The organism is Actinomadura violacea, assembly GCF_017573465.1.
In the GTDB taxonomy this organism is placed as follows: Bacteria; Actinomycetota; Actinomycetes; order Streptosporangiales; family Streptosporangiaceae; genus Spirillospora; species Spirillospora violacea.
The window spans coordinates 21,086-33,546 of the sequence record NZ_JAGEPF010000038.1; the positions used below are offsets into that span (position 1 = coordinate 21,086).

Annotated in this window: 12 protein-coding genes; 1 reads left to right on the forward strand and 11 read right to left on the reverse strand. The window is 74.1% G+C overall.

All coding sequences use genetic code 11. The annotated features are described in order from the left end of the window. Positions 1–57: 57 nt before the first annotated feature. The 5 genes from J4709_RS44945 to J4709_RS44965 all read right to left on the reverse strand — a co-directional run bounded on the left by J4709_RS44945 (position 58) and on the right by J4709_RS44965 (position 6,158). Positions 58–654, reverse strand: coding sequence for an Rv1733c family protein (locus J4709_RS44945; RefSeq protein WP_208251529.1), 597 nt, complete (start codon positions 652–654; stop codon positions 58–60). A 27-nt stretch (positions 655–681) separates the two neighbouring features. Next, the gene (locus tag J4709_RS44950) at positions 682–1,311 is read right to left on the reverse strand and encodes a CBS domain-containing protein (RefSeq protein ID WP_208251539.1); all 630 of its coding nucleotides are present in this window, start codon (positions 1,309–1,311) and stop codon (positions 682–684) included. A gap of 74 nt (positions 1,312–1,385) precedes the next feature. Beyond that, positions 1,386–2,987 (reverse strand): ArnT family glycosyltransferase, encoded by a 1,602-nt coding sequence (locus J4709_RS44955; protein WP_208251541.1) that lies wholly within the window; start codon positions 2,985–2,987, stop codon positions 1,386–1,388. A 31-nt stretch (positions 2,988–3,018) separates the two neighbouring features. Next, a complete protein-coding gene (locus tag J4709_RS44960) occupies positions 3,019–4,728 on the reverse strand; it encodes an alkaline phosphatase family protein (protein ID WP_208251543.1) in 1,710 nt (569 codons plus the stop codon). 281 nt (positions 4,729–5,009) lie between these two features. Then, positions 5,010–6,158, reverse strand: coding sequence for an NDMA-dependent alcohol dehydrogenase (locus J4709_RS44965; protein WP_173094754.1), 1,149 nt, complete (start codon positions 6,156–6,158; stop codon positions 5,010–5,012). A gap of 299 nt (positions 6,159–6,457) precedes the next feature. Here J4709_RS44965 and J4709_RS44970 point away from each other — a divergent pair, with 299 nt between their 5' ends. Next, positions 6,458–7,006, forward strand: coding sequence for an ATP-binding protein (locus J4709_RS44970; RefSeq protein WP_208251545.1), 549 nt, complete (start codon positions 6,458–6,460; stop codon positions 7,004–7,006). On the opposite strand, the gene J4709_RS44975 is transcribed toward J4709_RS44970, so the two are convergent. The 6 genes from J4709_RS44975 to J4709_RS45000 all read right to left on the reverse strand — a co-directional run bounded on the left by J4709_RS44975 (position 7,003) and on the right by J4709_RS45000 (position 12,390). Further along, positions 7,003–7,641, reverse strand: coding sequence for a DsbA family oxidoreductase (locus J4709_RS44975; protein ID WP_208251548.1), 639 nt, complete (start codon positions 7,639–7,641; stop codon positions 7,003–7,005). The two genes, J4709_RS44970 and J4709_RS44975, sit on opposite strands and share 4 nt — an antisense overlap. A gap of 62 nt (positions 7,642–7,703) precedes the next feature. Further along, the gene (locus J4709_RS44980; protein ID WP_208251555.1) at positions 7,704–8,762 is read right to left on the reverse strand and encodes an alcohol dehydrogenase catalytic domain-containing protein; all 1,059 of its coding nucleotides are present in this window, start codon (positions 8,760–8,762) and stop codon (positions 7,704–7,706) included. A 64-nt stretch (positions 8,763–8,826) separates the two neighbouring features. Then, positions 8,827–9,591, reverse strand: a complete 765-nt coding sequence (locus tag J4709_RS44985) for a PhnE/PtxC family ABC transporter permease (RefSeq protein ID WP_208251557.1) — start codon at positions 9,589–9,591, stop codon at positions 8,827–8,829. Continuing rightward, positions 9,588–10,349, reverse strand: a complete 762-nt coding sequence (locus J4709_RS44990; protein ID WP_208251564.1) for a phosphonate ABC transporter ATP-binding protein — start codon at positions 10,347–10,349, stop codon at positions 9,588–9,590. Before J4709_RS44990 ends, J4709_RS44985 begins: the two co-directional genes overlap by 4 nt. 5 nt (positions 10,350–10,354) lie before the next feature. After that, complete coding sequence (locus tag J4709_RS44995; protein WP_208251565.1) at positions 10,355–11,269, reverse strand: phosphate/phosphite/phosphonate ABC transporter substrate-binding protein; 915 nt, start codon at positions 11,267–11,269, stop codon at positions 10,355–10,357. Continuing rightward, on the reverse strand, positions 11,266–12,390 hold the full coding sequence (locus J4709_RS45000) for a TIGR03364 family FAD-dependent oxidoreductase (RefSeq protein WP_208251566.1): 1,125 nt from the start codon (positions 12,388–12,390) through the stop codon (positions 11,266–11,268). Before J4709_RS45000 ends, J4709_RS44995 begins: the two co-directional genes overlap by 4 nt. Positions 12,391–12,461 lie beyond the last annotated feature (71 nt).

Sequence of the window (12,461 nt, forward strand, 5' to 3'; positions counted from 1 at the left end):
CCCGACCTGCGCATACCCCATGATCACCGGGCTGGAACCGGCGGCCGCGCACCGGGGTCAGCCGATGTGCGGGCGGTCCAGCCGGGCCCACGCCGCGTCCCACAGCGCCGCGCGGTCGCGGTCGCAGCGCCGCCGGACGAGCAGGTAGACCGCCAGCGGCGGCAGGGCCGCGGCGCCGGCGGCGCCCGCCCCGGCGAAGACGGCGCCCGCCACGGTGTCGGTGCGGCCCTGCGGCCGCCGGGACATCGCGCCGCGCTCGTCCACCCAGATCGGCACCGTCGCGCCGAGCCGGGTCGTCCGCCCGGCGGCGATCACCGCCGAGCGCGTCGCGCCGTCGGGGGCGGTCCACGACAGGCGGGCGTAGGTGTAGCGCTGCTCGCCGTCGTCCTGCTTCTCGATGCCCGAGACATGGGCCGTGAGCCGGTGGTGCCCGGCCGACTCGGCGTGCTCGGCCCGCACCCCGGCCGCGTACGCGGCGCACACCACGCCCGCGCAGGCGGGCGGCGCGAGCACCGCGAACACCGCGGCCGCGCCGACCCCGACCGCGCGCTGCCGCCGGTCGACCTCCCGCCGCAGCGCGTTGGGCTCGAAGCCGAGCCGGCGGCGCACCCGCAGCAGGGCCGCCCGGGCACGGCGCGGACGCAGGCTGATCATGGCTCCCTCCCCGACGGGTCCATGGTCTCAGCCGGTCCCGCCGGGCGCCGCGCCGGGCTCGGGGGTGCGCACCGACACGCGGGTGACGCCGGGCACCGTGCGGGCCAGCACGTCCGCGACGCGCTGCGCGGCCTCGTCGGCCGGGCCCGTCAGCACCACCACCCCGTCGCGCACCGACACCTCCCAGGCGTGCCCGCCGGGACCGTACTCGGTGATCGCGGCGAGCACGTCGTCGCGGATCCGGGCGTCGCCGCGGGCGAGCAGCGCGATCAGGTCGCGGCGGCTGACGATGCCGACGAGCACGGCGCCGTCCAGCACCGGGACGCTCTTGTGCCGGGTCCGCATCATCGTCTCGGCGAGCTCGGCGACGTCGGTGGTGGGCCGCGCCGTCTCCACCTCCCGCGTCATGACCTCCTCGACGTGCCGCGGCCCGGGCTCCGCGGGGGTCGCGACGGGGCGGGAGAACGCCCGCGGGTCGGCCTCGAACGCGCCGCGCAGCAGGTCCATCTCGCTGACGATCCCGATGAGCCGCCCGTTGCCGTCGACGACGGGCAGCGCGGTGATGTCGTGCTCGTGCAGGACGCGGACGGCCTGGCGGACCGTGGCCGTCCGCGGGATCGTCACGACGGGCGAGGTCATCGCCTCTCGGACCAGCATGGGCGCCCTCTCCTTCAGCGTGTCGTCCTGTCTACATCTCCAGCACCGCGCGGCGCATGCGCCGCGCGGTACGCCTACCGCGAGCCGGGTGCGGGCCGCCGGTAGATGGTGATGGAGTGGCCGACCTCGTCGATCGGTTCGCTCGTTCTGATGAGGGCGAGTATGCGGGGATCGGCCTTGTCGATCCAGCTGTCGGAGACCGCGAGTATCCCGTGGACCCGGTCGGGCGGGACGGCGAGCGGGTCGGACGCGGCGATCCCGTAGCCGGCCGGAACGCCGCTGCCCTTGTAGGCGAGCCAGACGGGCTGCCCGGCGTACCGGTCGCGGAGGCGGTCGGCGAGGCGTCCGAGGTCCTGGCCCCAGTCCGCGTTGGAGTCGTGCAGACGCAGGTGCGTCTTGGAGGGCCCGCCGAACGCCTCGTTCGAGTAGGGCAGGTAGTAGGGGAACGTCCGGGCCGAGCTGACCGCGACGAACAGCGCCAGCCCGGCCGCGGCCGCGGGCGCCCACCGCCACCGGAGCGTGACGGGGCAGCCCGCGGCGACCGCGAGGAAGAGCGGGACGAAGATGGCGTACCGGACGCCCAGGTCGCGGGACCCGGCCATCGCGGCGGCCAGCAGCACCGCCGCCGGAAGGAGGACGTACGCGGCGGCGGGCCGCAGGCGCCGTACCGACAGCATGGCCGCCGCGCCCGCGAGCCACAGCGCGAGCATCCCCAGCGGCGTCTTCACCAGCAGCGCGGCCGGCAGGTAGTACCAGAGCGACCCCTGGTAGTGGCGGCCGAACAGGAACCCGGTCCACGTCGCGTCCTCGAAGCCGAACTGGATGCGCATCCCGTCCCGGTAGGGCCGGGGGAAGGGTGCGAGGTCGGCGGCGGCGCCGCGGAGGCCGCCGATGGACGGCAGGTCCGGCGGCGCCGTCCACCGCAGCCGCGGATCGACGGCCAGGTAGCTCGCCCACACCACCGCGACCGCGATCGCCACGACCCCGGCCGCCGCCGCGGCGCCGCGCAGCAGTGCCTTGCGTCGCTGCGCCGACCAGAACGGCACGGCCGCGAGGACGAGCAGCACCGGGACGGCCGGGAGCGTGTTCATCTTGGTGGCGAGCGCAGCCCCGAGCGCGACCGCTGCGAGCGGCAGGTACGGCAATGCCCGATGCCGCGCCCGCCACAGCAGCCACGCCGCCGTCAGGACGAAACCGGCCGCCGGCACGTCGAGCGTTGCCAGCGACCCGTGCGCGATGACGTCCGGCGAGAACGCGAACAAAGCCAGCGCCAGCAGCCCGCCCGCCGTGCCCGCGACGTCGCGGGCGAAGGCGAACACGACCAGCCCGAACAGCAGCGTCAACACGATCACCGGGAGCCGGGCGGCGAGCATCACCCGCCCCGGATCGTTGCCCGACCCGTACAGCAGGTGCTGCCCGACCGCCTCGTCCGGGCCGGTGTACGCCCGGTCGAGGCGCACGCCCGCGACCTCCGGCCCGATCCCGATGAGCAGCTTGCCCAGCGGCGGATGCTCCGGGTTGTCCCGCAGGTCGTGCTCGCGAAGGTAGAGCACGGACGCACCCACGTACACCGGCTCGTCGATGGTCGGCGTCTGCTGCACGGCGGTCGTGACCATCGCCGCCGCCATGGCGGCCAGCAGCGCGACCACGGCGGCCATCACCGCCACCGACCTCATGACCCCAACCTCCCACCACCGGGGCCGGAGGTCACCTGTGCGACGCCGCCGCGGCCGGCGTACCGGACGGCGTGGAGCCGAACGCGGCCAGGAACCGGTCGCGGAACGTGCTCATCGGCCAGACCGGTGAGTTGGACGCGGGCCGCAGGCCGTCCTGCCAGCCCCATCCGGAGATCCGGTCCAGCACGGCCGGGTCGCGCGCCACGACCGTGACGGGGACGTCCCGGCTCGCGTTCTGCCCGGCGATCGACGGCGCGGGCTGGTGGTCGCCGAGGAAGACCAGCACGGTGTTCTTCGTCCCGTAGGTCAGCATGTAGGAGACCAGGGTGTTCAGCGTGTACTCGATGGACTTGCGGTACTCGCCGCGGATCTTCCCCGACGACGGCCACGCCGCGTTCTCGCCCTTGCCCATCCCGTCGAACACCGACCCGTCGCCGACCGCGTTCCAGGGGACCGGGCTCGGGATGGACGCCCACGGCGCGTGGCTCGACACCAGCGCGATCTCCGCCATCACCGGCTTCCGCCCGGACGCGGCGAGCTCGTCGCGCTGCAGCGTGTTCAGCGTGTACTGGTCCGGCATGGTCGCGTAGCTGAACCGGGGGCCCTTGTAGCCGAGGTTGCGGTCGTCGTAGACCTTGTCGTAGCCGTAGAACGACGCCTCCGGCCACGCCCGGGTGATAGCCGGCTGGACGGTGAGCGTGCGCCAGCCCGCCTCGCCGAACGCGCGGGTGAGCGTGAACCGGCTGCTCGACGTCAGCGTCCGGTACCGCTGCTGGTTGTCGATCCACAGCCCGGACAGCAGCGTCGAATGCGCGAGCCAGCTGCCGCCGCCCGCCGTCGAGGAGGTGAGGTACCCGCTGCGGGCGCCGAACCCGGCCGCCTTCAGCTGCCGGGTGCCCGCGTCCAGCACCGCGTCCACCTGCGGCGCGTACTCGGGGTGCTCGACCGCCGAACGCCCGTAGCTCTCCACGAACGCCAGGATCACGTCCTTGCCGCGCAGGCCCGTCAGCATCCGGCTCGGCGGCGTGTTCCGGAAGGCGTCCACGGCCGCCTGCTTCGCGAACACCCCGCGGTCCTTCAGGCTCGTCCGCACCTGCCTGGCGTGGTCGTAGGCGAGCCCGGCCGTGCCGCCCGACGCGAGCGGCACGCCGGGCACGGCCTGCACGCCCAGCGCCGCCGACGCGACCCACACCGTCCCGAGGACCGCGACCGACCGGGCCGTCCCCGTCCGGTGCCGGACGGCCAGCCTGGTCAGCCGCAGCACCGCCAGCGCCATCAGCACCGGCAAGGCGACCATCAGCAGGACGATGAGCACGGCGGCCCCGATCGCGGCCGTCCGGCCCACCGAGGTGTCGACGAACTCGAAGCCCGGCCGCAGGAAGCTCACGTCGAACACCGGGTTGAACGGCCGCACCAGGACCGCGTCGAACCCCATGTCCAGGCCCTTAAAGATGACGAGGACGCCGAGGAGCGCGCCTGCCGGAGCCGCGACCCACCGCCGTGCTCGCCCCGGCAGCACCAGCACCAGCGCCGTGACGACCAGCGCCTCCACCGGGATCCGCACCAGCTGCCCGGCCGACAGCCGGCTCAGCCGATCCGGTGCGTCCAGCGCGACGAGCACGAACAGGCACGCGAGCACCGTCGCCGCCCGCCCCGCGATCCGCCGCGCCCGCCCTCGCTCAGGCGCATCCCCGCTCTCCCGCTGCGCGTCCGCCGAACGGAACGCATGAAACACCGACATGTCGGTTCTCCCAGCCTGGCCCGTGACCGCCCGTGCCCTTGCGAGCCGCTGCGGCCGGACGCGGGCGCGGCGGGGGCACGTCCGGTAGTACGGCCTCCGCCGCCCACCGGTTCAGCCGCAACCCGGAAACCGGGGGGTGTGGGGGGGCGGAGCCCCCCACCGGGGGGCGTGGGGGGCTGGCCCCCCGCCGGGGGTGGACGGTTCCCGGAGCGGAGCGCCAGCGGAGCGCAGGGAACCGGCCGCCCCCGCAGCCGGGGGGGTGGGGGGTCGCCCCCCCCACCTCAATAAGTGATCAGGCCGCGGATGTTCTTGCCGTCCCGCATGTCCTGGTAGCCCTGGTTGACCTCGTCCAGGGTGTAGGTGTTGGTGATCAGCTCGTCGAGCTTGAGCTTGCCCTCCTCGTACAGGCGCAGGAGGCGGGTGACGTCGCGGCGCGGGTTGGCGTTGCCGAAGATGCAGCCGACCAGCTCCTTGCGCTGCATCGCCATGTCGAACAGGTTGAGCTTGACGTCCTCCTGCATGACCGGCGCGACCGCCGTGACGACGCCGCGGCCGCCCTTGGTGACCATGCCCATCATCGGGCCGATGAGGTCGCCGGTGGCGGTGCCGACGGTCAGGATGACCTTGTCGGCGTTGGCGCCCCAGGTCATCTCGGCGACCATCGCCTGCGCCTCCTCGATGGAGGCGGCGCCGTGCGTGGCGCCGAAGGTGCTGATGGCCTTCTCGCGCTTCCACTCGACCGGGTCGACCGCGATGACGTGCCGGGCGCCGGCCATCGCCGCGCCCTGCACCGCGTTCATGCCGATGCCGCCGATCCCGATCACCACGACGGTGTCGCCGGCCTGCACGCCGGCGGCGTTGACCGCCGAGCCCCAGCCGGTGGTGACGCCGCAGCCGACCAGCGCGGCCTTGTCCAGCGGGATCCAGTCGTCGATCTTGATCACGGACGACTCGTTGACCACCGTGTACGGCTCGAACGTCCCCGTGCAGCACATGGTGCCGAGGTCCTCGCCGTTCTTGGAGTGGTGCCGCGAGGTCATGTCGCTGATCTGCCGGCCCGACAGCAGGAAGGCGCCGAGGTCGCAGATGTGCTGGCGGCCCTGCGCGCAGGAGGGGCAGCGGCCGCACGCGGGGATGAACGACAGGACGACGTGGTCGCCCTCCTTCACCGAGGTGACGCCGGGGCCGACCTCGACGATCTCGCCGGCGCCCTCGTGCCCGCCGATGACCGGGAACTGCTTCCAGCCCATCAGGTCGGCGATCTCCTGGTCGATCACCATGTCGCCGGTGACCATGTGCTCGTCGGAGTGGCACAGGCCGGATGCCGCGAGCTTGACCTTGACCTCACCCGCCTTGGGATCGTCGAGTTCGATGTCCTCGACGCTCCACTCGGAGTTCTTTTCCCACAGGATCGCCGCTCGAGTCTGCACAGGGCCCCCTCGCTGGTTCGGGCTGAAGATTCGTCAAAAATAGACGTTTCCGGGCCCGCCTGTCGACATCCGAATCGGATTATGTTTACGCCCGAGTACCCGGTTCCGGGCCGGGCGTCCGGGCCTCCGTCCGTGCCCGTGGCCTGCGCGAAGAGCGCGAGCGCTCCGTGTGCGGGAGGTGACGGAGCGAAGGCCATGGTCCCCTGATGGGCGACCGCATCGCGGCATTCTCAGAACCTTCTGAGAAGCCCGGTCCACCGTCTGCGGCGTTCGATCGGCGACCCGACGGAGGCGGCACGGTGGACGGAATCCGGGACTACCTCGTTATCGGCGCGGGACCGGCGGGCCTGCAGCTCGGCCATCTGCTGCAGCGCGCGGGCCGCGACCACGTCATCCTGGAGAGCGGCCCCGGCCCGGGCACGTTCTACCGCACGTTCCCCCGGCACCGCCGGATGATCTTCATCAACAAGCCGCACACCGGGTGGGACGACCCCGAGCTGAACCTGCGGATGGACTGGAACTCCGGCGGGCGCGTCGCGGTGGTGCTCGCCCGCGACGGCGACCGGGTCGAGCTGGCCGTCCGCGACGACGGCGTCGGCTTCGACCCCGCCGACGCCGAACGGATCTTCCAGCGGTTCACCCGGGGCGCGCAGGGCCGGGGCCGCCGCTTCGGGCTGGGCCTGGCGCTCGTCCGCGAGGTCGTGGAGAGCCACGGCGGGACGATCGACGCGGTGGGGCGCCCGGGCGCGGGCGCGTCGTTCACGGTCCGGCTGCCCGCCGCGTCGCCGGGCGCCAAGCCGCGCCCGGCGCTGCGCCGCCGCCGCGTGGACACCGCCCCGGCGCGCTAGCGGGGCTCGTTCCAGGCGCGGTCGAGGGCCTGCGCGAACGCCTCCGCGGGCTGCGCGCCGGACACCCCGTAGCGGCGGTCGATGACGAAGAACGGCACGCCGGTCGCGCCGAGCCGCTGGGCCTCGCGCTGGTCGGCCTCCACCTCGGCGGTGAACCTGCCCGACGCGAGCACCTCATGGGCGGACGCCGCGTCCAGCCCGGCCTCCGCGGCGACGCCGACCAGCGAGTCCCGGTCGAACACCGAGCGCCGGTCGGTGAAATGCGCCTTGAAGAGCGCCTCCACGACCTCGCCCTGCACACCCTGCTCGCCCGCGAGGTGGACGAGCCGGTGGGCGTCGGCGGTGTTGCCCGCCTGCCCGCCTTCCAGGTGGTATTCGAGGCCGACCCCCGCGGCGCGCTCCACCATCTGCCGGTTCATGTCCACGGCCTGCTCGCGCGTCATCCCGTACTTGGCGGACAGCATCTCGGCCACGTCCTCCGTCTTCCCGGCCGGGTAGGACGGGTCGAGCTGGAACGCCCGGTAGGCGATCTCGACCTGGTCGCGGTGCTCGAAACCGCCGAGGGCCTGCTCGAACTGGCGCTTCCCGATGTAGCACCAGGGGCAGATGACGTCGGACCAGATCTCGACACGCATGGGACACCTTTCTCAGGGACGGCTGTCGGTAGGCAAACGCCCGGCGGCCCCGATCGATTTCCTCACGCCCCCGGGACGACCCCGACGCGGACCGCGGCCGAGCGCGCCGCGTCCGCCAGCGCGGCGTCCAGGTCGTCCAGCGGGTGGACGGCGCCCAGCAGCGCGCCGGCCGGGAGGCGGGCGGCGGCGGACTCGGTCCACGCGGCGGCCTCGGCGAGGTGCGCGGGCGTGTAGTTGTGGACGCCCCGCACCGTGAGCAGGCCCCGCACCAGGTCCTGCGCCTCCCAATCCAGTGGGGCGCCGGGCGAGACGGTCCCGGCGAGCACGATCGTCCCGCCCGTCGCGGTGCGGGCCACCGCGTCCCGGGCCGCGGCGGGCGCCCCGGACAGCTCGATGTAGAGATCGGCGGGTGGTGTCTGCGCGGCGGGGTCGACGGCGTCCCGGGCGCCCATCAGCAGCGCGGTCGCGCGGCGTCCGGGATCGGGGTCGACGACCGTGACGGCGGCGCCCCGGCCGGCGAGGATCGCCGTCGCCAGCAGGCCGAGCAGGCCCGCGCCGCAGACGGTGACGTCCCGCGCCCCGGCGCCCCCTGCCGAGACGGCCGCGACCGCCGTCGCCGTCGCGCAGCCGAGCGGCGCCGCCAGCGCGCCGGGCAGATCCTCGGGTACCACCGCTAGCGGAGTACCGGCGCGGACGAGCACATGGCTGGCATAACCGCCTGACAGCGGTCCGGCCTCCGCCAGCGCCGCGTGACCGTACTTGAACAGCCGCTCGCACTTCTGCGGCAGGCCGCGGCGGCAGCGCGGGCATTCGCCGCACGCCGCGTAGATCCCGACCGCGACCCGGTCCCCGGCGGCGATGGTGCGGCCTCGGACGTCGCACGGAGCTGGACCGCTCCCGAGAGAGACGACCCGCCCGACGGTCTCGTGCCCGAGCACACCGGGCGCGGGCCCGGGCCGGCGCCCGGAGACGGTGTGCAGGTCCGAACCGCAGACCGTCGCGAGCTCCACCTCGACCAGCGCCTCGCCCGGCGCCGGCTCCGGCGGATCCACCGCGACCGCGCGGTGGCGCCCGCCCACGCCCGGCCACACCATGGCGACCGGGCCCCGGCGCGCGGTCACGGCGCCAGCCTGCGCCGGACGAGCGAGCTGAGCAGGTCCACCGCCACCACCAGCACGAGCACCATCAGGATGTAGGTGAGCATCTGGTCGAACCGGAACTCCTGGATCGACTGGTTGATGAGGAACCCGATGCCCCCGGGGCGAACAGGCCGAGCACCAGCGACGCCCGCACGTTGACGTCCAGCCGGTACAGCACCAGCCCGACCAGCTGCGGCACGCACGCCGGCAGCACCGCGTGCGCGACCAGCTGCGCGCGGCCCGCGCCGGCGATCCGCAGCGCCTGCGCCGGGCCGTCGTCGACCTCCTCCATCGCCTCCGACCACAGCTTGCCCATAACCCCGGTGTTGTTGCAGATCAGCGCCAGCACGCCCGCGAACGGGCCGAGCCCGACCGCCGTGACGAAGATCAGCGCGAACACCACGTCCGGGACGGCGCGCAGGAACGACATGACGCCCCGCGCCGCCTGGTAGACGACGGCGTTCCCGTTCACGGCGCGCGACCCGAGCGCGCACAGCACGATCGTGAACGGGATGGACAGCGTCGTCCCGAGCAGCCCGATCCAGAGCGTCACCAGGCAGGCGTGCAGGCCGTCCTTGACGACCGGATCCCACGAGAGGTCCGGCGGGAACGCCTCGGAGACGAACCGGACCATGCCGTGCCAGCCGTCGGCCAGCATCGCGAGGTCCATGCCGGTGCCGAGCCACGCGGCGACGTGCAGCGCCACGAGGACGGCGATGACGGCGCCGCCGGCCGCCAGCGCGCGCGGGCTGCGCCGCCTCGGCGGGACCGGCAGCCGCTCCGGCGCGCGGTCGGTCACGAGAACGCTCATGCGGGGACCTCCACGTCCACGGCATAGAGAGAGGACACCTGCTCCTGGGACACCTCCGCGGCCGGGCCGGCGAAGGCGATCCGCCCGCCGCGCAGCCCGACCAGCCGGTCGGCGTGACGGCGGGCCAGGTCCGGCTGGTGCAGCACCGCCGCGACCGCGATCGACTCCGTCCGCGCGAGGTCCGTCATCACCGACATGACGTTCTCGGCGGCCGACGGGTCCAGCGCGGAGACCGGTTCGTCGGCCAGCAGCACCCCGGCCCGCTGGCACAGGGTGCGGGCGAGCGCGACCCGCTGCTGCTGCCCGCCGGACAGCGCGGCGACCCGCTCGTGCGCGCGGTCGGCGAGGCCGACCCGGTCCAGGCAGGCCATCGCCTCCTCGCGCAGGTCGCGCGGGAACGCGGCGGGCGCCCAGGACCGGCGCAGCGGCAGCCGGCCGAGCGCGCCCGCGCAGACGTTGTCCAGCGCCGTCCGGCGCCGCACCAGATGGATCTGCTGGAACACCATGGCGACGCGGGTCCGGGCGCGCTCGGCCGCCCGGGAGCCGTCGAGCAGGTCGGCGCCGAACACTCCGGCGCTCCCCGCGTCGGGGCGGACGAGCCCGACCACGCACTTCAGCGCGGTGGACTTGCCCGAGCCGTTGGCCCCGAGGAGCGCCACCACCTCCCCGGGCGCCACGTCGAGGTCGAAACCGGACAGCACCGTGCGGCCGCCGAAGGACTTGCGCAGGCCGCGCACCGTGAGCGCGTTGGCGGTCATGGCCCCTACAGGTTCTTCTCGGTGAGGCCAAGGGTCTTGGCCAGGTCGAACAGCGGCTGGTAGGTCTGCTTCGTCACCGGGACGAGCGGGCCCGGCTCGACGTCGAGGAACGCGCCCGCCTTCGCCACGTCCTGCGGCGACACCGAGGTCAGCGCGGAGACCAGCTTCGCCCGGAACGCCGGGTCGAGGCCCTTGGCTACCGTGATCGGGTCGTTCGGGATCGGGTCGGACGCCCAGATCTGCTTGTACTTCGCCGCGTCGAACTGGTGCTCCGACGTCGACGTCGCCTGCTGCTGGGTGTTGATCTCCGCCGCGTCGGCCTTCCCGTAGGTCAGCGCGAGCAGCGACTGCGGGTGCCCGCCCGCGTACTGGAGCTTGACGTCGGACTCCGACAGCCCCGCCTTCCGGATCGCGTAGCGCGGCAGCGCGTCGCCGGACGTCGACCCCGCGTCCGAGAGCGCGAGCGTGCGCCCCTTGAGGTCGGCGACGGTCGCGATCGGGCTGTCCTTCTTCACCCAGATGCCGGCCTTGTAGGTCGACACCGAGCCGTCCGGGTTGCCGAAGGACGCCACGGGCTGCGCACCGGTGCGCTGCGACGCGAACACGAACCCGAGCGGCCCGAACTGCGCCATGTCGAGCTTCTTGTTCTGCAGCGCGAGCACCTCGGCGGAGTAGCCCTGCACGATCTGCACCTCGACCGGGCAGCCGAGCTTGGCCTCCAGGGCCTTGCCCAGCGTCTTGTACGCGGGCGTCAGCTTGGCGGCGTCCTCGAACGGCTCGACGCCGAAGCGGACCTTGCCGCCGGGGCAGGACCCCTTGGCGGCGCCGGACGATCCGCCGCCGCAGCCCGTCAGGGCGAGCGCGAGCGACGCGGCCAGCGCGAGGGGAAGCCGGAAACGGCGCATGAACAGGCCTTTCATGAGTGCCAGAAGAGGGAGTCCAGGACGGCCGGGGCCAGTCCGTGGGCGATCGTCATCCCGATGCCGGAGGTCACCGACACGGCGCGGACGCCGTCGGCCACCGCCGCGTCGAGCACGCCCGCCGCCGACGAGGCGTACTGGCCGCGCCAGCGGCGCAGCACCCGCAGCGACGGGGCGCCGAACAGCCGCGCGCCCTCGCGCAGCAGCAGCTCCGCCATCGCCTCGTCGTCGAACGGGGCGTGGGTAGGGGAGTAGTGGTGGGTGTCGCCGAGCACGATCGCGCCGCCGGGACGCTGCGTGAACATCAGGTTCATGCCGGCGTCCAGCAGCTCCGGCGCCTCCGCGGCGACGGCGTCGCGCAGACCTTCGGCCGACGGCCGCCCGGCGAACCCGCCATAGCGCAGCAGCGACAACCCGGTCAGCACACCCGGCGCGACCCGCAGGCCGTCCGGCGGCGCGACCTCGAGCATCCGCAGCAGGCAGCGGGTCATCCCCGCCGCCTCGGCGACGTCCGGCAGCAGCCGATCCAGGTCGTGGCCAACGGCGAGAACCGTCCGCGCGGCCCGCACGTCCCCGCGCGACGTGCGGACAAGACCCGGCTCCACCGACAGAACACTGGTCCGCCAGGCGATCGGCACGCCCTGCCCGGCCAGCCAGCCGGCCACGGCCGGGACCGCCGTGGGGGAGTCGAGCCGCAGGTCGAGCGGCAGATGAGCGCCGCCGAGCGCCTCCGGCCCCGGCAGGTGCCGCGCGACAGCCGCCGCATCCAGCAGCCGCACCTGCTCGACGCCCCGCACCGCGGCGAACTCCTCCAGCACGGCCATCTCCTCGGGCCGCCGCGCGACCACCAGCGTGCCGGCCTCGGCGGCGTCGAAGCCCGCCTTGGCGGCCAGCCAGAGCCAGCGCTCGCGCCCGGCCAGCGCGTACCGGAGCGCGTCGCCGTCCTGGGCGGTCACGCAGATGTGGCCGAAGTTGCGGATCGACGCGCCCGCCGCGAAGGCGTCGCGCTCGACGACCGCGACCCTCAGGCCGCGCAGGTGCGCCTCGACGGCGTGCGCCAGCCCGACGACGCCGGCGCCGACCACGAGCAGGTCCACGGGAGTGGCAGGTAGGGGGGACATGACCCCGACACTCGAGCCCGCACGGCAGCCCCGTCAACCGCCCGAAGCGACTTGTACAAACAAGTTAACCG